The organism is Ruegeria sp. CI5 (assembly GCF_056536885.1).
On sequence record NZ_JBQFQN010000001.1, the window covers coordinates 1,215,408 to 1,232,555 of the forward strand.

The following is a 17,148-nucleotide window of genomic DNA, read 5'->3' on the forward strand; positions in this document are numbered from 1 at the left end:
ATTCCGTTTTCCGCTGCCATCGCGAGGCCCGACCGGCCGGTCGGAGACTCGCGTCGCTCGCGATTGGTTTGGCGAATTGGTGTAAACAGCATCCGCTGCCCGCACGCCACCTTTTTCCTTCATTTCATTCGGCAAAACATACGACCACGCCCCTCGTATCTCCTCTGGGAAAAACGAGCTCGGGCTTCCGCCCGCTTTGCGGTTTATGGTCGTTGCAAGCCTCATTCCGCGGCAATCTTTTGGTCACCGCGCGCCTTGGCCAGCGCCGAAAGCTCGGCCATCAACTGCGAGGCTCGTGCAATCGGGTTGGTCAGATAGAAATCCTTGATCACGGTCCGGAAATCGGCCTGTCCCAAAGGTCCGGCCTCGATTGCCTGATCTTCGTTCTCGGGCACTTGGTCGATCCCGGCCAGATGCGGCACTGCTTCGATCAGCTTTTGCCGCAGCTGGGCCAACGTGTCATAAGGAAGTTTCTCGCCCAACTCTGCCGAAAGCGCCCGCAGGATCGCCCAGTTTTCCTTGGCTTCACCCGGTGCAAATCCGGCGCGCATCGCCAATTGAGGGCGACCCTCGGTGTTGACGAACAGACCGTTTTCCTCGGTGTAGGCTGCGCCTGGCAGGATGACGTCGGCGCGGTGTGCACCGCGGTCACCGTGGCTGCCCTGGTAAATGACGAATGGACCCGCATCGATATCGACCTCGTCCGCGCCCAGGTTGAAGATCACCTCGGCGCCGTCGATTGCAGCCTCAAGGCCACCCTCCGTCACTGCACCCACATCCATCGCACCGACGCGGGCGGCCGCAGTGTGCAGAACAAGCATCCGACCCGACAGCGCGCGCGCGGCGGCCAAAACAGCCAGACCGTCTGCCTCGGACACGGCGCCCTGTCCGACGATCACAACGGCTTCATTGCTTGCCTTGGCCTTGGCCAGCGCATCGCGGTCGGTGCCAAGATGCTCGTAGTCATAAGTCAGATCAACGGTCGGGCCGATCAATTTGACATTGGCGCCCGCCAGCCACGCCTTGCGGATGCGCGCATTCAGCACCGGGGCCTCGTCCCGCGGGTTGGTGCCGATCAGGATGATCTCTTTCGCCGTGTCGATCTCCTCGATCGTCACATTGCCGACATAGCCCGAACGGTTGCCGATAGGCAGGCGGGCATTGTCGGTTCGGCATTCGACCTTGCCACCCAGCCCCTCAATCATCTGCTTCAACGCAAAGGCGGCTTCGACAGGAACCAGATCGCCGATCAGACCGGCAACCTTCTTGCCCTTCATCGCCGCTGCGGCGGTGGCCAAAGCCTCGGGCCAGCTGGCGGCGCGCAGGCGACCGTTTTCACGGATATAGGGCGTGTCCAGACGTTGACGGCGCAAACCGTCCCAGACGAAACGCGTCTTGTCCGAGATCCACTCTTCGTTCACGCCATCATGGTTGCGCGGCAGAATGCGCATCACTTCGCGGCCCTTGGTATCGACACGAATGTTCGATCCCAGCGCATCCATCACGTCGATGGTTTCGGTCTTTGTCAGTTCCCACGGGCGTGCGGTAAAGGCATAAGGCTTGGAAGTCAGCGCCCCCACCGGGCACAGGTCAATGATGTTGCCCTGCAGGTTCGAATCCAGCGTCTGGTTCAGGTACGAGGTAATTTCCGCATCCTCGCCCCTGCCCGTCTGGCCCATCTGGTCGATACCCGCGATCTCGGTCGTGAAACGCACACAGCGGGTGCAGCTGATGCAGCGGGTCATGGCCGTACCAACCAGCGGACCCAGATCCAGATCATCCACGGCCCGCTTGGCTTCTTTGAACCGGCTGGCCGACATACCGTAGGCCATTGCCTGGTCCTGCAGATCGCATTCACCGCCCTGGTCACAGATCGGGCAATCCAAGGGGTGGTTGATCAGCAGAAACTCCATGACGCCTTCCCGGGCCTTCTTGACCATGGGAGAGTTGGTCTTGACCACCGGCGGTTGACCTTCCGGCCCTGGGCGCAGATCGCGCACCTGCATCGCGCACGAGGCGGCGGGCTTGGGCGGCCCGCCCACGACCTCGACCAGGCACATGCGGCAGTTACCGGCAATCGACAGGCGCTCATGATAGCAGAACCGTGGCACCTCGACCCCGGCCTGTTCGCAGGCCTGGATCAGGGTCATCGCGCCATCGACTTCGATTTCCTTGTCGTCGATTACGATCTTGCGGAGGTCAGACATGGTCTAGTTCGCCCTCAAATACACGCCAATGGCGCTGTTTCGTTCGATTTCCTTGCGCCCCAGGGCACAGAATGTTTCAGCTTTTCCGTAGCTCACGCCGTTCTGCGCGAGGTATTTTTCGCCTTTGGCCCGCATCCGCGCCTTTTCGGAATCCGACTCGACATAGGCCCGGATCTCTCCGTCCGAATAACCCAGGCTGTTGGCCTTGGACCGCAGGCTCCACATCACACCGATTGCTTTCATACGCCGCCCACTGATCGACGGGCAGTATTCCGAGATCTCATTTGCGATGGCGATGTAGTAGAGCTCGTTGTCGATTTCCTTGACTTCACGCAAGGGCGGCTTGGCGTCCGCCGAGACGGGCAACGCCATCGCACAGGCAAATGCGGCAAGTTTCACAAGTTTCATGACATATCCTTTCGTCTTGGGTTCCCCAAGACGTTCCGCAGCACGGCTGTTATGCAATAACGACGGTCCGATCAGCGCAGGATATGCAATAGCGAAGCTCATGGTCGTTGACAGGCTCCGGCAAATGTCAGGCTGTCATTTTCGACGCGCAGGTTCTGCGGTTCGGTGTCAGGACCAACCTTCCACGCAATGCGGGAGGAACCGAAATTCTGAATGCAGAACCGGGTGCCCTCGTACCGACCAGCCTCGCGCGCGCCGTCCAGCGAAGCCGACACACCTTTGATCGTCACGGTGAAATCCGCAGGCGACCGTTTCTTGTCGACCGGCTTTGCCTTGGCCCGAAACGACTTGCCGTCAAACAGGATCCGGTCGCTGGTTGGCGCCGTCCCGCATGCCGAAAGCAGCGTTAGCAGAACAAGGACACCGACAGCCGGGCGACGCAGGTTCGCGGTGATATCAACAATTGTGACGGCCATCAGAATGCAGCCACCAATGCAAGGATCCCAAGCACGAACATGCAGGCCCAGGCCACCACATACAGGACTGAACGAATACCGCTATGCGGTTTGCCGACGCCCTGAATGTGTACGACAAGCATCACCAGTCGCGCGACCAAGGCAATCGCGGCCAGCCAGTTCACCCAGAACGGGCTGGCACCCAACAGAATGGCTGCAACAGTAACGGTCATAAACGCGGGCAAAGTCTCGGTGCCGTTCAGATAGGCACGGTTCAGGCGATAGGCCTTGTCGGCATAGTCCTGGTCGGGGGTCGCGCCGGGAGCCAGCCCTTTGCCCTGTTTCGCCAGTGCCGAAAACGGCGACAGGAACAAAACGACCAGTGTGAAAATCACCAAAGACGCAATCGCGTGGGAATACTCTGCATAGGCTTCCATCGTTGTCACTCCGCCGCCATCGCACCCATACGGCCCGATTTCTGAGCCTTGATGCGGTCTTCGATTTCTTCGCGGAAGTTGCGGATCAGGCCCTGGATCGGCCATGCGGCCGCGTCACCCAGCGCACAGATCGTATGGCCTTCGACCTGCTTGGTCACCTCGAACAGCATGTCGATCTCTTCCAGTTCGGCCTCGCCGCGCACAAGGCGGTCCATCACCCGCATCATCCAGCCGGTACCTTCACGGCAGGGCGTGCACTGGCCACAGCTTTCGTGCTTGTAGAATTTCGACAGGCGCCAGATCGCCTTGATGATGTCGGTGGACTTGTCCATCACGATCACCGCCGCCGTTCCAAGCCCCGAGCCCAGGTCGTTGCGCAGATAGTCGAAATCCATGATCGCGTCGCGCATGTTCTCGCCGCGGACGCAGGGCACGGACGAGCCTCCGGGGATCACGGCCAGCAGGTTGTCCCACCCGCCGCGGATGCCACCGCAATGGGTCTCGATCAATTCTTCAAAGCTGATCGACATCGCCTCTTCGACCACACAGGGGGTATTGACGTGACCCGAGACGGCAAACAGCTTGGTGCCCGCGTTGTTCTGGCGACCGAAACCGGCGAACCAGTCGGCACCGCGGCGCAGGATCGTGGGCACGACGGCGATGGATTCCACGTTGTTCACCGTGGTCGGGCAGCCATACAGACCCGCCCCGGCCGGGAACGGCGGCTTCATGCGCGGCATGCCCTTCTTACCTTCGAGGCTTTCGATCAGGGCGGTTTCCTCACCACAGATGTAGGCGCCTGCCCCGTGATGCAGGAACAGGTCGAAATCCCATCCCGATCCAGCGGCATTCTTGCCCAGAAGGCCCGCGTCATAGGCTTCGTCAATTGCAGCCTGCAGTGCCTCGCGCTCACGAATGTACTCGCCGCGCAGGTAGATGTAGCAGGTGTGCGCATTCATCGCGAAAGACGCAATCAGGCAGCCTTCGATCAGCGTGTGCGGATCGTGGCGCATGATCTCGCGGTCCTTGCAGGTGCCCGGTTCGGATTCGTCGGCATTGACCACCAGATAGGACGGGCGGCCATCGCTTTCCTTCGGCATGAACGACCATTTAAGGCCGGTCGGGAAGCCCGCACCGCCACGCCCGCGCAACCCTGAGTCTTTCATCGTCTGGATGATCCAGTCACGACCCTTTTCCATCAGGCCAGCAGTGCCGTCCCAATGCCCCCGGGCGTGGGCGCCCTTCAAGGTGCGCTCGTGCATCCCGTAGATGTTGGTAAAGATCCGGTCCTGATCCTTCAGCATCGCGTGTTACCTTCAGCTGTCCTGACGCATGCGCCAGAGTTGAAATATGTTGACGCCCGCATAGATGAACGCCGCGATCGCGGCGAAATCAAACAGCAGCGCAAAGCGTCCCGGCAGCTCCAGCGCCGGGCCGATGAACAGGGTCATGGCAAGCCACAACAGCATGGTCACCGCGATGACCACGCCGATATGTCGGCCCTTGCGGGCGATGGCCTGTTCCTTGTCCTTGTCCATCACTCTCCGTTGCCCGGTTCGGGCACCGTCTCTCAGTCTTCGTAGGTGCCGTCTTGCTTGGCACGTTTGGCAAATTCGGTTTCCTCGCCAGCAGCCAGCTTGGCCGCCTGCTCGATCCAGCCGTCGCGTTCGATCCGGCCCTTGAACTTCAGCCGGGCATCAACCCAGGCCACATGTTCTGGCGTCCAGGCCGCGATCTGATCGAAGTGGTAGAACCCGAGTTCGTTCAGCGTCTGCTCGAGCTTCGGCCCCACACCTTTCAGCAGCTTGAGGTCGTCGGGCTTGCCCTCACGCGCACCGCTCAGCGTTTCGGGCTGAGCCTCAGTCGCTTCTGGCTTGGCCGCAGCACCCTCGGGCGAAGATGGCTCGGCCTTGGCGGATTTTTTGGGCGCGGCCTGACGGGCGGCTGGTTTGCCCTGCTCTGGCACCTTCGGCGGCTTGGGCGCGGCTTTCGCTCCGGCGGCTTTGCCATCCTTGCCCAACCAAGGCGTCAGGATCGGAACTTCGGTTCCGTCGATGCGCTTGACGGTATCGCCCAGTTCCGTGGCCAGTTGCACACTGGCATTGTGCTTTGCCTTGCCACCCTCGTAGTCCTTCAGGCTGGTCACCCCGCCCAGAGGCTCGGCCGCGTAACGCCCGTTCTGGGGACCGGGCACCGGAACCTTGCCAGCGACCAGTTCATCAATGATCCGACCAAAACTCTCGGCGGTCAGGTCCTCGTAATAGTCTTTACCGATCTGTGCCATCGGGGCGTTGGTGCAGGAACCCAGGCACTCGACCTCTTCCCAGCTCAGCTTGCCGTCCGCCGACAGCTGGTGCGGCTTGGGCGCGATCTTTTCGCGGCAGACCGCGATCAGGTCCTCGGCCCCGCAGATCATGCAGGACGTCGTGCCACAGACCTGAATATGCGCAACGGACCCAACCGGTTGCAGCTGGAACATGAAGTAGAAGGACGCAACCTCAAGCACCCGGATGTAGGACATGCCCAGCATGTCAGCGACGGTTTCAATCGCCGGGCGGCTCAGCCAGCCCTCCTGCTCTTGCGCGCGCCACAGCAGCGGGATGACCGCGCTGGCCTGACGGCCCTCGGGGTATTTGGTGATCTGCGCTTCGGCCCATTGCTGGTTGGCAGCGGTGAAGGCAAAGCTTTCGGGTTGTTCGGGATGAAGACGGCGGAGCATTAGCGGTCAATCTCTCCAAATACGACGTCCATGGTGCCAATGATGGCGGCGACGTCGGCCAGCTGGTGGCCCTTGGCGACGTGGTCCATGGCTTGCAGGTGCAGGAAACCGGGCGCACGCAGCTTGGCGCGGTACGGCTTGTTGGTGCCGTCGGCGACCAGATAGACGCCGAACTCGCCCTTGGGTGCTTCGACGGCGGCATAGACTTCGCCTGCGGGGACGTGGAAGCCTTCGGTGTAAAGTTTGAAGTGATGGATCAGGCTCTCCATCGAGGTCTTCATGTCCGAGCGTTTCGGCGGCGTGATCTTGCCGCGGGCCAGAATGTCGCCCGGGCAGTCGCGCAGCTTGGCGATAGCCTGCCGGATGATCGACACCGACTGGCGCATTTCTTCCATCCGCACCAGGTAACGGTCATAGCAGTCCCCGTTCTTGCCGACGGGGATCTGGAACTCGAACTCGTCGTAGCATTCATAGGGTTGCGCGCGGCGCAGGTCCCAGGCCAGGCCCGAACCGCGCACCATCACGCCCGAAAAACCGTATTGCTGGATATCTTCCTCGGTCACCACGCCGATGTCGCAGTTGCGCTGTTTGAAGATGCGGTTCTCGGTCAGCAGTCCGTCAATGTCGTCCAGAACGGCGGGGAACTCGTGGCTCCAGGTCTCGATGTCATCCAGCAGTTCGGGCGGAAGATCCTGATGTACACCGCCGGGGCGGAAATAGGCCGCGTGCAGGCGCGCACCGCAGGCACGCTCGTAGAACACCATCAGCTTTTCACGCTCTTCAAAGCCCCACAGCGGCGGCGTCAGCGCGCCCACGTCCATCGCCTGCGTGGTCACGTTGAGCAGATGGTTCAAAACGCGCCCAATCTCGGAATAGAGGACCCGGATCAACGAGGCCCGGCGCGGAACTTCGACGCCGGTCAGCTTTTCGATGGCAAGGCACCAGGCATGTTCCTGGTTCATCGGCGCCACATAGTCCAACCGGTCGAAATACGGCAGGTTCTGCAGATACGTCCGGCTTTCCATCAGCTTTTCGGTACCGCGGTGCAGCAGGCCGATATGCGGGTCGCAACGTTCGACGATCTCGCCGTCCAGCTCAAGCACAAGACGCAAAACTCCGTGCGCCGCAGGGTGCTGCGGGCCGAAGTTGATGTTGAAGTTGCGGATCTTCTGTTCTCCGCTCAGCGCGTCCGTGCTGCCGTCATCGTATCTTGAGCCGTCCATCAACGCCCTCGTTTCTTTTTCGCTTCGGCCCGAACCCGGACCTTTTCCGCCTCAAGCGCTTTGGCTGCGGCCCCCGCCAGCAGGACCCCCAGCGCACCCAACGCAATCAGTTCCCCCAGCAGCATGACCATCTCAGCGGCGCTCCAGTTCCTGCAGTTTCAACCCGACCCACCACAGCAACGCGATCGTGCCGAATGGGACCAGGCAGAGAAGGCACCAGTATTTGTTGATCCCGAAAAACGGCAAAATCTTCACCATCGGAATGATGGTCAGTGCAGAAAGGATCAGCCACCAGATGCCACCCATTGTCAGGTCTCCTGTTTTTCATCCCCCGGCAGAACATAGTTCGCACCTTCCCACGGGCTCATGAAATCAAACTGGCGATACTCCTGAACCAGCGAGACCGGTTCGTACACGACCCGTTTCTGCGCTTCGTCGTAGCGGACTTCGATATACCCGGTAGTCGGAAAATCCTTGCGCAGCGGATAGCCGCGGAAGCCATAGTCGGTCAGGATGCGACGCAGGTCCGGGTGGCCCGAGAACAGGATGCCGAACATGTCGAACACTTCACGCTCGAACCAGTTGGCCGAGGGGTGCACATCGACGATCGACGGAACCATGTCTTCCTCGCGCACCGAAATCCGGATACGGATACGCTGGTTCTGGTACATCGAAAGAAAGTGGTAAACCACGTCGAACCGTTTGGCACGTTCGGGGTAATCAACTCCGGTAATGTCGACCAAGGTCGAAAACTTGCAGTTCTGATCCGTTTTCAGAAACTCGACAAACTCCACCAGGCTCGAGGGCGCAACATCAACCGTCAGCTCGTCATGGGCTACGCTCCATGACAGAACACAGTCCGTGCGCTTCAGCTCGATATGCGTGCCGAGTTCCTTGAGTGCTTCGCTCATCTCGGTCCCTCCTCAGCGGACGATGGTGCCGGTGCGGCGGATCTTGCGCTGCAGCTGCAGCAGACCGTACAGCAGCGCCTCGGCCGTCGGCGGGCAGCCGGGCACATAGATGTCCACCGGAACGATGCGGTCGCAACCACGCACGACGGAATAGGAATAGTGGTAATAGCCACCACCATTGGCGCAGGATCCCATCGAGATCACATAGCGCGGCTCGGGCATCTGGTCATAGACCTTGCGCAGCGCCGGGGCCATCTTGTTGGTCAGCGTACCGGCCACGATCATCACGTCCGACTGGCGCGGGGATGCGCGCGGCGCGATGCCGAAGCGTTCGGCGTCGTAGCGCGGCATCGAGGTGTGCATCATCTCGACCGCGCAGCAGGCCAGACCAAAGGTCATCCAGTGCAGCGAGCCGGTGCGCGCCCAGTTGATGATGTCCTCGGACGAGGTCAGCAGGAACCCTTTGTCCTGCAGCTCGGCGTTCAGGGCCTGGGTGGCGACTTCCTTGTCGACGCCCGCGGTGTTTGCACCCGTCATCACTCCCATTCCAGGGCCCCCTTCTTCCATTCATAGGCAAAGCCGATGGTCAGAACGCCCAGGAACACCATCATCGACCAGAAACCGACATCGCTGATGTCCTTGAAGCCCACGGCCCAGGGAAACAGGAACGCAATCTCGAGGTCGAAGATGATGAACAGGATCGACACCAGATAGAATCGGACATCGAACTTCATCCGCGCATCGTCGAACGCGTTGAACCCGCATTCATAGGCGCTGACCTTTTCGGGGTCGGGATTGCGGACAGCCAGAACGACGGCGGCCAGAATCAGGACGATTCCAAGGCCCACGGCGACGGCCAGAAACACCAGGATCGGGAGATATTCCCGCAACAGCTCTTCCACGAGTGGCTCCTTTCCTGCGCATCCCGAACGAGACGCGCCGTCAATTGGCGTGTTGACTGGACATTCTCTATCCGCGCGGGGTCAGAGGGTCAACCGAGCAGAAGCGCGCATGGCACCGAATATTCGGCTTGCCAACGCCCAGCGCTGCACCAGGCGCAAGCCCTTGGCTTCAAATGGTCGCGGGCGGTCAAACCTTACTATTCCATGAAGGTTTTCGCTTGTCGAAGAAAGCGCTGATTCCCTCATGCGCCTCGTCGGTTTCCCATCGGTCGACCAGCGCCCGGATCGTGTGGTCGATCACCGCGTCGTCGATGCGCGGCCCGAGGTCCCGAACCAACGCCTTTGCCGAGGCCACGGCGCCCGGCGCACAGGACAGATAGGGCTGCACTTCGGCTTCGATCGCGGCATCCAACTCATCCGCCGGAACGGCCCGCGCGAGCAGGCCAAGATCCACCGCCTCGGCCGCGTCGAACAGACGGGCCGACATGAACACGCGCCGCGCGCGGGCCTCGCCCATGCGGGCGATGACATAGGGCCCGATGGTGGCCGGTATCAGCCCCAGCCGGGTTTCGGTCAGCCCCATCTTCAGGCTGTCCACACCGATGGCCACGTCGCAGACCGCGGCCATGCCCACGCCACCGCCAAAGGCATTGCCCTGCAGCGCGCCGATCAACGGCTTGGGCAGGGTGTTCAGGGCGTTCAGCATCTCGGCCAGCTTGCGCGCCTCGACAAAGCGGGTCTCGGGGTCGGCTTCCATCTGGGCCTGCATCCAGCCCAGATCCCCCCCGGCGCAGAAGCTTTTGCCCGCGCCGGTCAGAACTACGACGCGCACATCGTTGGCTTTGCCCAACTGCGCCGCGGCCTGTGTCAGCTCGGCGATCATCTGCGCAGACATCGCGTTGTGTTTTTCCGGCCGACTCAGCGTCAGCGTAGCGACGCCGCGCAAGTCGGTGGAGATCGAGATGGTTTCAAACATGTCAGCCTCTTATCCCGCCCGCATCGCGCGGGCCATTTCCGCCGCTTGGTTCAGCACAGCGGCGTCCAGTCCGGTGTCATAGCCCAGCCGCTCCAGATGCGCGGCCACGGCTTCGGTTGCCACATTCCCGGCCGCGCCCGGCGCGTAGGGGCAGCCGCCCAATCCGCCTACGGCTGCGTCGAAAACGCGAACGCCCAGCGCAAGGGAAGCATCGATATTGTCGATCGCGCGCCCGTTGGTGTCGTGGAAATGCCCGGCCAGGCGGGTCGCGGGCACATATTCACGCACCGCCAGCAGCATCCGAGCGATGCTGTCGGGTGTCCCCTGCCCGATCGTGTCGCCCAGCGAGATCTCGTAACAGCCGTGCGAGAACAGCAGGTCGGCCACCTCGGCCACCTTGGCGGGGGGCGTCGGCCCGTCATAGGGGCAGTCGGTCACGCAAGAGACGTATCCCCGCACCGGCAGGTCGATATGACGCGCCGCCTCGAGGATCGGGACGAAACGCTCGATGGATTCGGCGATGGTCGCGTTGATGTTGGCCTTGGAAAACCCCTCCGACGCCGAGGCAAACACCGCGATTTCATCCGCACCGGCAGCCAGCGCGTCCTCATAGCCACGCATGTTCGGGGTCAGCGCGGCATAGCGCACGCCGGGGGCGCGGGTGATCCCGGCCAACACCTCGGCGCTGCCGGCCATCTGCGGCACCCATTTGGGCGACACGAAACTGGCCACCTCGATCCGGCTGAACCCCGCCCGGCTGAGGCAGTCGACCAGCGCGATCTTCTCGGAAACCGGGATTTCACGCTTTTCGTTCTGCAGCCCGTCGCGCGGCCCCACTTCGAAAATCTCGACACGTTCCGCCATGGCGGTGCCCTCCTGTTCAGTCCCGGCCCGCCCCGCTCGGGGTGGGCGTTCAGGGTTTCAGTCGTCTTCCAGCCGGACCAGCGCCGCGCCAGCCTCGACCTGCGATCCGGCCTCGGCCAGAACCTCGGCCACGACGCCGTCGCGTGCTGCCAGCAGCGAATGCTCCATCTTCATGGCCTCGAGGATGGCCAGCCGGTCGCCCTCCTTCACCGCCTGCCCCGGCGCGGTGAACACCGCCTTGACCAACCCGGGCATCGGCGCCTCGACCACGTTGGTATCACCGGCGGCGCTGACATCGCGGTCCAGCGGGTCCAGCACCTCGAAGCTGACGCCATAGGCGTCGAACACGGTGACATCGTGGCCCGCAATCGCAACCGGAGGCATCGGTTGGCCGTCGATGATCCAGCGGCCGTTGACCCGTTCGGCGATCACGCTGGTCCCGCCGACCTGCCAGTCCTGCCTGTCCGGTCCTGCAACCTGAACGTCCAGATCCAGAACCTCGCCGTCGCGCTTCAGCTGAAGCGCCCGGTGCAGCGGGGCCCAGAGAGTAAACCCCGTATCCTCGGCGGGTTTGTCCAGTCCGGTCGCGGCCATCGCGGCCGCAACGGTCATTGCCGGGGTGACGGCCGGTTCGCGCACCAGATCGTCCAGATCGCGGCCGATCAACCCGGTATCTACATCGCCTGCCGCAAACCCGGCGTGCCGGGTCAGTGCGCCCAGAAAGGACAGGTTGGTGACTGTTCCCGCCACCTGCGTCCGGCGCAGCGCGCGGTGCAGTTGTTCCAGCGCCACCGCGCGGGTCGGGCCGTGCACGATCACCTTGGCGATCATCGGGTCATACCATGGGCTGATCGTGTCGCCCGCCCGCACGCCGCTGTCGGCGCGGCAATCGTGCGGAAACTCCAGATGGGTCAGGGTGCCCGTCGCGGGCAGGAACCCTTTGGGCACGTCCTCGGCATAGAGCCGGGCCTCGAAGGCATGGCCGTTGATCGACAGCTCTGCCTGCCGTTTGGGCAGGCTTTCCCCCGCCGCAACCCGCAACTGCCATTCGACCAGGTCGATGCCGGTGATGGCCTCGGTCACCGGGTGTTCGACCTGCAGGCGGGTGTTCATCTCCATGAACCAGAACCGGTCGGGGCGCAGCCCGTCCGAGGCATCGACGATGAACTCGACCGTGCCCGCGCCCTTGTAGCCGATAGCCTCGGCCGCGCGCACGCCCGCCTGCCCCATCGCTTCGCGCATCTCGGGCGTCATTCCGGGAGCCGGGGCTTCCTCGATAACCTTCTGATGGCGGCGCTGCAGCGAGCAGTCGCGTTCGAACAGATGCACGGCATGGGTGCCATCACCAAAAACCTGCACCTCGATATGGCGGGGCTTGGCCACGAATTTCTCGACCAGAACGGCATCATTGCCAAAGGCGGTCTTGGCCTCGCCCCGGGCGCTGTCCAAAGCAGCGGCGAAATCCGCCGGTCTCTCGACCAGCCGCATCCCCTTACCACCTCCGCCGGCCACCGCCTTGATCAGAACTGGATAGCCGATCGTATCGGCCGCACCGGCCAGATGCTCGGGGTCCTGGTTGTCGCCGTGATAACCGGGCACGACCGGGACGCCGGCCTGCTCCATCAGCGCCTTGGCGGCATCCTTCAGGCCCATCTTCCGGATCGCATCCGCCGAGGGGCCGATGAAGGTCAGGCCCGCCGCCTGAACCGCATCGACGAAATCAGGGTTCTCGGACAGAAACCCATAGCCGGGGTGGATCGCCTGCGCGCCGGTATCCAGCGCGGCCTGAATGATCACATCCCCCTTCAGATAGCTGTCGGCCGGAGCCGCCCCGCCGATATGTACGGCCTCATCCGCCATCTGCACATGTTTGGCGGCCGCGTCCGCATCCGAGTACACGGCAACGCAGGCCACGCCCATCTTGTGCGCGGTTTCGATGACCCGGCAGGCAATCTCGCCCCGGTTGGCAATCAGGATCTTGTCAAACATGGCCGTTACCCTTTCCCTGCCAGATCTTCCACAAGGCGAAACCGTTCGCAGACCAACTCCATCTTCGGGTCGAAGCCGCCGTTTCGTTCGAAATATCTGCGATGATCCTCGCGCCAGCCTTCCAGGCTGTCGTTTTCGCCCTCGGCCAGGGCAAATGCCTCGTCCACATCGCAATAGCGCCGGACCGTCACCTCGACCGTTTCGATGACCAGCGCGGGCCGTCCGTCCCAGTCCAAGGCGATGTCGCGGCGACCTGCCTGCGGCATTGCCTCGCCACCCGCCGCAAAGTCCCGCAACGCGCCACATGTCGCGGTCTTGTGCCCCGAGCGGACCAGAGCCAGCAATTCGTCGCACAATGCCCGGCTGTCGCCGAACTGAAAGGTCTCGGCCCCCGGATATCTTTCTTTCAAGCTCTCCAGCATCGAACCGCCCCTTCTACATCCGGAACACGCCAAAGCGCGTGTCCTCAATCGGGGCGTTCAATGCGGCGCTCAGCGACAGGGCCAGCACGTCGCGGCTTTTGCGCGGGTCGATGATGCCGTCATCCCATAGCCGGGCAGAGGCATAAAGCGGGTGCGACTGTTCCTCGAACATTTCCAGCGTCGGGCGTTTGAATTCGGACTCTTCTTCGGCCGACCATGTGCCGCCCTGCCGTTCGATCCCGTCGCGTTTGACCGTTGCCAGAACACCGGCGGCCTGTTCGCCACCCATGACCGAGATACGGCTGTTCGGCCACGTCCACAGGAAGCGGGGCTGATAGGCGCGGCCCGCCATGCCATAGTTCCCGGCCCCGAACGAGCCGCCCACCAGCATGGTAATCTTGGGCACGCTTGTGGTGGCCACGGCGGTCACCATCTTGGCGCCGTGGCGCGCGATGCCTTCGTTCTCGTACTTGCGGCCCACCATGAACCCGGTGATGTTTTGCAAGAAGACCAGCGGGATCTTGCGCTGGCTGCACAGCTCGACGAAATGCGCGCCTTTCTGCGCGGCCTCGGAAAACAGCACGCCATTGTTGGCGATGATCCCGACGGGGCAGCCTTTGACATGGGCAAAGCCGGTCACCAGCGTCTCACCGAACCGAGGCTTGAACTCGTCAAAGCGCGAGCCATCGACCAGACGCGCGATCACCTCGCGGATGTCATAGGGCGTGCGCAGATCGGCCGGGACGACTCCCAGGATTTCCTCGGGGTCATAGGCCGGGTCTTCGGGGCTGGCCCAATCCACCGTCTGCGGCTTGTGCCTGTTCAGCGAACCAACGGCCCGGCGGGCCAGCGCCAGCGCGTGGGCGTCATCCTCGGCCAGATAGTCGGCGACGCCCGACAGGCGCGTGTGCACGTCGCCGCCGCCCAGGTCTTCTGCACTGACGACCTCGCCCGTCGCCGCCTTGACCAGCGGCGGGCCGGCCAGAAAAATCGTGCCCTGTTCCTTGACGATGATCGTCACGTCGGACATGGCCGGCACATAGGCGCCGCCTGCGGTGCACGAGCCCATCACCACGGCGATCTGCGGGATGCCCTTCGCGCTCATCCGGGCCTGGTTGTAGAAGATGCGGCCGAAATGGTCGCGGTCGGGAAAGACATCGTCCTGGTTGGGCAGGTTCGCGCCGCCGCTGTCCACCAGATAGATGCAGGGCAGATGGTTTTCTTCGGCGATCTCCTGCGCGCGCAGGTGTTTCTTGACCGTCATCGGGTAGTAGGTTCCGCCCTTCACGGTGGCGTCGTTGCAGACCACCATGACCTGCTGCCCCTGCACAAGGCCTATGCCCGCGATGACGCCGGCGCAGGGCGCGGCATCGCCATACATCCCATGCGCAGCCGTCGCGCCGATTTCGAGGAACGGAGACCCCGGGTCCAGCAGGTTCGCCACCCGCCGGCGCGGCAGCATCTTGCCCCGGGATTCATGCCGCGCGCGGGATTTTTCACCCCCGCCCATACGGGCCGCTTCGGCGGCGGCAGAGATTTGCGCCAGCGCGTCGAGGTGGGCTGCTCGGTTGGCCTTGAAGCCCTCGGAGGTGGGCATGGCTTTGGATGTGAGTTTCATTGCTTAACCTCTAAGGCAAGTCGCTGCAAAGACCGCCATTGTGCCCATTCACCAGAATTCAGATAAATGTCGCACCAAGCATCTGGCGGGATTTCTTCAATGGGAGACGCGTCGCAAACATCAAAGACGTCTTCGACCAACTGCAGGTATCTGCGTTCATAATTACGCGCCTGCCAAGTCGATCCCTCTATAGACTGAGGAATACTGTCTTTAATCGTGGCCGATAGCGAAACCATGTGCTCTGAAAGGTCGGCGAGGCATTGTAGTCGTTTTTCTTTAAGACGACCGGTAATGCAGTATTGGACGGCAAGATCCGCACAACTGGTATCCATGACCATCCCATTGGCAGGCTGAGTAAGTTGAGTGCACCCCTCAAACCACTCCAAGGCGTCTATAGGAACTGGATTGGTTTCTGCGCTCGCTCGACAAACACAGGAAACTGACAGGAACATGACAATCAGTTTGTATTTCATGTACTTACCTCACCCGCCGCCCGCGCCTTCAACTCCTTGCGGATCACCTTCCCCGTCACCGTCATCGGCAATTCCTCCAGAAACGCCACCTCACGCGGATAGGAATAATGCGCCAGACGGTCCTTGACCCAATCCTGCAACTCGGCACCCGTGGCCTCGGCCCCCGGTTTCAACACCACATAGGCCTTGACGATCTCGGTCCGCAGCGGGTCGGGCTTGCCGACCACGCCAACCGTCGCCACCGCCGGATGGGTCAGCAGGCAATCCTCGATCTCGGCCGGGCCAATGCGGTAACCGGCCGAGGTGATCACGTCATCCTCGCGGCCGACAAAGCGCAGATAGTCGCCCTCCCACACGCCGCGGTCACCGGTGACCAGCCAATCGCCGCGAAATTTCTCGGCGGTGGCCTGCGGGTTGTTCCAGTATTCCAGCAGCATCGAGGCCGAATCGCGCCGGATAGCCACATCACCCTCGGCGTCGGTCGGATTGCCGTCCGTGTCGATCACCGCGACCTCGTGGCCCGGCACGGGCTTGCCGATGCAGCCCGGGCGCGCGTGGAAATCCTCGGCGCAGGAGGAAACCACCATATTGCATTCGGTCTGGCCATAGAATTCGTTGATCGTCAGACCAAAGGCCCGCTGTCCCCACGCCAGCATTTCCGCACCCAAAGGCTCGCCGCCCGAGGCCACGGACCGCAGGCCGGGGATCGTCACATCCGCGGCCTTGAGCATCCGCAGCGCCGTGGGCGGAAAGAAAACGTTGCGCACGCCGCCGCGCGCGATCACGTCCGCGCAGGCCTCGGGGGTGAACTTGTCGAGCCGCGCGGCGACGACCGGAATGCCCAGCGCCAGCCCCGGCATCAGCACGTCGAACAACCCGCCGATCCAGGCCCAGTCGGCCGGCGTCCACAGGCAGTCGCCCGCGCGCAGGTGGTTGTGGCTGGTCGAAACGCCCGGCAGATGCCCGGTCAGCACCCGGTGCCCGTGCAACGCGCCTTTGGGCTTGCCCGTTGTGCCCGAGGTGTAGATCAGCACCGCCGGATCCTCGGGGCCGGTGTCAGCAAACTCCACGGCAGGCCCGTCCGACCCCAGTTCGGACACGATCAGCGGCTGCGCCAGATCACCCAGCATACCGGCGCCCTCGCCGTCGGTCAGCACATACCCGGCCCCCGCATCGCCGAGGCGCGAGGCCAGGGCATCGCGTTTGAACAGCTTGAACAACGGCACCGAGATTGCCCCAATCTTCCAGATGGCCAGATGCGCCGCCGCGCACCACGGCGACTGGCTGAGCAGCACGCCGACCCGGTCGCCGGGTTGCACCCTGCCCAGCAACCCGCGCGCCAGCCGGTCGGTCATTTGTTCCAGTTCACCATAGGTGATCTCGGTCGTAGCCTCGGAAGACAGATCGAGGATCGCCACCTGCTCACTAGGCCGCGACAGGCACTGACGTGCCATGTTCAGCCTGGGCGGAATGTCCCAGCTGCCACCAGACCGCAAACCCGGTATGACCTCAGCGGGACGCATGGCGTTTTTCCCTTAAATTTA

Annotated in this window: 20 protein-coding genes; all 20 read right to left on the minus strand. The window is 62.7% G+C overall.

The window, feature by feature from the left end; translation table 11 throughout:
- Window positions 1-221: 221 nt before the first annotated feature.
- Complete coding sequence (gene nuoG, locus ACR0BA_RS06040; protein WP_480726917.1) at window positions 222-2,207, minus strand: NADH-quinone oxidoreductase subunit NuoG; 1,986 nt, start codon at window positions 2,205-2,207, stop codon at window positions 222-224.
- Between the two features lie 3 nt (window positions 2,208-2,210).
- The gene (locus tag ACR0BA_RS06045) at window positions 2,211-2,615 is read right to left on the minus strand and encodes a DUF5333 domain-containing protein (RefSeq protein WP_170357345.1); all 405 of its coding nucleotides are present in this window, start codon (window positions 2,613-2,615) and stop codon (window positions 2,211-2,213) included.
- A gap of 98 nt (window positions 2,616-2,713) precedes the next feature.
- Complete coding sequence (locus ACR0BA_RS06050) at window positions 2,714-3,091, minus strand: hypothetical protein (RefSeq protein WP_480726919.1); 378 nt, start codon at window positions 3,089-3,091, stop codon at window positions 2,714-2,716.
- On the minus strand, window positions 3,091-3,507 hold the full coding sequence (locus ACR0BA_RS06055) for an MAPEG family protein (RefSeq protein ID WP_480726921.1): 417 nt from the start codon (window positions 3,505-3,507) through the stop codon (window positions 3,091-3,093). Before ACR0BA_RS06055 ends, ACR0BA_RS06050 begins: the two co-directional genes overlap by 1 nt.
- 5 nt (window positions 3,508-3,512) lie before the next feature.
- Window positions 3,513-4,811 (minus strand): NADH-quinone oxidoreductase subunit NuoF, encoded by a 1,299-nt coding sequence (nuoF, locus tag ACR0BA_RS06060; RefSeq protein WP_480726923.1) that lies wholly within the window; start codon window positions 4,809-4,811, stop codon window positions 3,513-3,515.
- A 12-nt stretch (window positions 4,812-4,823) separates the two neighbouring features.
- Complete coding sequence (locus ACR0BA_RS06065) at window positions 4,824-5,045, minus strand: DUF5337 domain-containing protein (protein WP_093964908.1); 222 nt, start codon at window positions 5,043-5,045, stop codon at window positions 4,824-4,826.
- Between the two features lie 32 nt (window positions 5,046-5,077).
- Window positions 5,078-6,226, minus strand: a complete 1,149-nt coding sequence (locus ACR0BA_RS06070) for an NADH-quinone oxidoreductase subunit E (RefSeq protein ID WP_480726924.1) — start codon at window positions 6,224-6,226, stop codon at window positions 5,078-5,080.
- Window positions 6,226-7,449, minus strand: coding sequence for an NADH-quinone oxidoreductase subunit D (locus ACR0BA_RS06075; RefSeq protein ID WP_170340391.1), 1,224 nt, complete (start codon window positions 7,447-7,449; stop codon window positions 6,226-6,228). Before ACR0BA_RS06075 ends, ACR0BA_RS06070 begins: the two co-directional genes overlap by 1 nt.
- The gene (locus ACR0BA_RS06080) at window positions 7,449-7,574 is read right to left on the minus strand and encodes a hypothetical protein (RefSeq protein WP_261391884.1); all 126 of its coding nucleotides are present in this window, start codon (window positions 7,572-7,574) and stop codon (window positions 7,449-7,451) included. Before ACR0BA_RS06080 ends, ACR0BA_RS06075 begins: the two co-directional genes overlap by 1 nt.
- 7 nt (window positions 7,575-7,581) lie before the next feature.
- Window positions 7,582-7,755: a hypothetical protein gene (locus ACR0BA_RS06085; protein WP_010442775.1), complete on the minus strand. Its 174-nt coding sequence runs from the start codon at window positions 7,753-7,755 to the stop codon at window positions 7,582-7,584.
- A 2-nt stretch (window positions 7,756-7,757) separates the two neighbouring features.
- Window positions 7,758-8,360 (minus strand): NADH-quinone oxidoreductase subunit C, encoded by a 603-nt coding sequence (locus ACR0BA_RS06090; protein WP_170340389.1) that lies wholly within the window; start codon window positions 8,358-8,360, stop codon window positions 7,758-7,760.
- Between the two features lie 12 nt (window positions 8,361-8,372).
- Window positions 8,373-8,906 carry a NuoB/complex I 20 kDa subunit family protein gene (locus tag ACR0BA_RS06095; RefSeq protein WP_093964904.1) on the minus strand — a complete coding sequence of 178 codons (534 nt, stop codon included), beginning with the start codon at window positions 8,904-8,906 and terminating at the stop codon, window positions 8,373-8,375.
- On the minus strand, window positions 8,897-9,262 hold the full coding sequence (locus tag ACR0BA_RS06100) for an NADH-quinone oxidoreductase subunit A (RefSeq protein ID WP_093964903.1): 366 nt from the start codon (window positions 9,260-9,262) through the stop codon (window positions 8,897-8,899). Before ACR0BA_RS06100 ends, ACR0BA_RS06095 begins: the two co-directional genes overlap by 10 nt.
- 187 nt (window positions 9,263-9,449) lie before the next feature.
- Entirely contained in the window at window positions 9,450-10,238 is a 789-nt protein-coding gene (locus ACR0BA_RS06105; protein ID WP_480726927.1) for a crotonase/enoyl-CoA hydratase family protein, read from the minus strand.
- 9 nt (window positions 10,239-10,247) lie between these two features.
- Window positions 10,248-11,102, minus strand: coding sequence for a hydroxymethylglutaryl-CoA lyase (locus ACR0BA_RS06110; RefSeq protein WP_480726929.1), 855 nt, complete (start codon window positions 11,100-11,102; stop codon window positions 10,248-10,250).
- Window positions 11,103-11,159: 57 nt separating this feature from the next.
- Window positions 11,160-13,091: an acetyl/propionyl/methylcrotonyl-CoA carboxylase subunit alpha gene (locus tag ACR0BA_RS06115; RefSeq protein ID WP_480726931.1), complete on the minus strand. Its 1,932-nt coding sequence runs from the start codon at window positions 13,089-13,091 to the stop codon at window positions 11,160-11,162.
- A gap of 5 nt (window positions 13,092-13,096) precedes the next feature.
- On the minus strand, window positions 13,097-13,513 hold the full coding sequence (locus ACR0BA_RS06120; protein WP_480726932.1) for an ASCH domain-containing protein: 417 nt from the start codon (window positions 13,511-13,513) through the stop codon (window positions 13,097-13,099).
- A gap of 13 nt (window positions 13,514-13,526) precedes the next feature.
- On the minus strand, window positions 13,527-15,131 hold the full coding sequence (locus ACR0BA_RS06125) for a carboxyl transferase domain-containing protein (RefSeq protein WP_480726933.1): 1,605 nt from the start codon (window positions 15,129-15,131) through the stop codon (window positions 13,527-13,529).
- On the minus strand, window positions 15,128-15,604 hold the full coding sequence (locus tag ACR0BA_RS06130; RefSeq protein ID WP_480726935.1) for a hypothetical protein: 477 nt from the start codon (window positions 15,602-15,604) through the stop codon (window positions 15,128-15,130). Before ACR0BA_RS06130 ends, ACR0BA_RS06125 begins: the two co-directional genes overlap by 4 nt.
- Complete coding sequence (locus ACR0BA_RS06135; protein WP_480726936.1) at window positions 15,601-17,127, minus strand: AMP-binding protein; 1,527 nt, start codon at window positions 17,125-17,127, stop codon at window positions 15,601-15,603. Before ACR0BA_RS06135 ends, ACR0BA_RS06130 begins: the two co-directional genes overlap by 4 nt.
- Window positions 17,128-17,148: the final 21 nt, after the last annotated feature.

What these genes read in the sequence shown, in the direction of transcription:
- ACR0BA_RS06045 (WP_170357345.1), bottom strand. Translation starts at nt 2,615, where the DNA reads ATGAAACTTGTGAAACTTGCCGCATTTGCCTGTGCGATGGCGTTGCCC.
- ACR0BA_RS06090 (WP_170340389.1), bottom strand. Translation starts at nt 8,360, where the DNA reads ATGAGCGAAGCACTCAAGGAACTCGGCACGCATATCGAGCTGAAGCGC.
- ACR0BA_RS06050 (WP_480726919.1), bottom strand. Translation starts at nt 3,091, where the DNA reads ATGGCCGTCACAATTGTTGATATCACCGCGAACCTGCGTCGCCCGGCT.
- ACR0BA_RS06095 (WP_093964904.1), bottom strand. Translation starts at nt 8,906, where the DNA reads ATGGGAGTGATGACGGGTGCAAACACCGCGGGCGTCGACAAGGAAGTC.
- ACR0BA_RS06125 (WP_480726933.1), bottom strand. Translation starts at nt 15,131, where the DNA reads ATGAAACTCACATCCAAAGCCATGCCCACCTCCGAGGGCTTCAAGGCC.
- ACR0BA_RS06080 (WP_261391884.1), bottom strand. Translation starts at nt 7,574, where the DNA reads ATGCTGCTGGGGGAACTGATTGCGTTGGGTGCGCTGGGGGTCCTGCTG.
- ACR0BA_RS06110 (WP_480726929.1), bottom strand. Translation starts at nt 11,102, where the DNA reads ATGGCGGAACGTGTCGAGATTTTCGAAGTGGGGCCGCGCGACGGGCTG.
- ACR0BA_RS06105 (WP_480726927.1), bottom strand. Translation starts at nt 10,238, where the DNA reads ATGTTTGAAACCATCTCGATCTCCACCGACTTGCGCGGCGTCGCTACG.
- nuoF (WP_480726923.1), bottom strand. Translation starts at nt 4,811, where the DNA reads ATGCTGAAGGATCAGGACCGGATCTTTACCAACATCTACGGGATGCAC.
- ACR0BA_RS06130 (WP_480726935.1), bottom strand. Translation starts at nt 15,604, where the DNA reads ATGAAATACAAACTGATTGTCATGTTCCTGTCAGTTTCCTGTGTTTGT.
- ACR0BA_RS06070 (WP_480726924.1), bottom strand. Translation starts at nt 6,226, where the DNA reads ATGCTCCGCCGTCTTCATCCCGAACAACCCGAAAGCTTTGCCTTCACC.
- nuoG (WP_480726917.1), bottom strand. Translation starts at nt 2,207, where the DNA reads ATGTCTGACCTCCGCAAGATCGTAATCGACGACAAGGAAATCGAAGTC.
- ACR0BA_RS06075 (WP_170340391.1), bottom strand. Translation starts at nt 7,449, where the DNA reads ATGGACGGCTCAAGATACGATGACGGCAGCACGGACGCGCTGAGCGGA.
- ACR0BA_RS06065 (WP_093964908.1), bottom strand. Translation starts at nt 5,045, where the DNA reads ATGGACAAGGACAAGGAACAGGCCATCGCCCGCAAGGGCCGACATATC.
- ACR0BA_RS06120 (WP_480726932.1), bottom strand. Translation starts at nt 13,513, where the DNA reads ATGCTGGAGAGCTTGAAAGAAAGATATCCGGGGGCCGAGACCTTTCAG.
- ACR0BA_RS06085 (WP_010442775.1), bottom strand. Translation starts at nt 7,755, where the DNA reads ATGGGTGGCATCTGGTGGCTGATCCTTTCTGCACTGACCATCATTCCG.
- ACR0BA_RS06135 (WP_480726936.1), bottom strand. Translation starts at nt 17,127, where the DNA reads ATGCGTCCCGCTGAGGTCATACCGGGTTTGCGGTCTGGTGGCAGCTGG.
- ACR0BA_RS06115 (WP_480726931.1), bottom strand. Translation starts at nt 13,091, where the DNA reads ATGTTTGACAAGATCCTGATTGCCAACCGGGGCGAGATTGCCTGCCGG.
- ACR0BA_RS06055 (WP_480726921.1), bottom strand. Translation starts at nt 3,507, where the DNA reads ATGGAAGCCTATGCAGAGTATTCCCACGCGATTGCGTCTTTGGTGATT.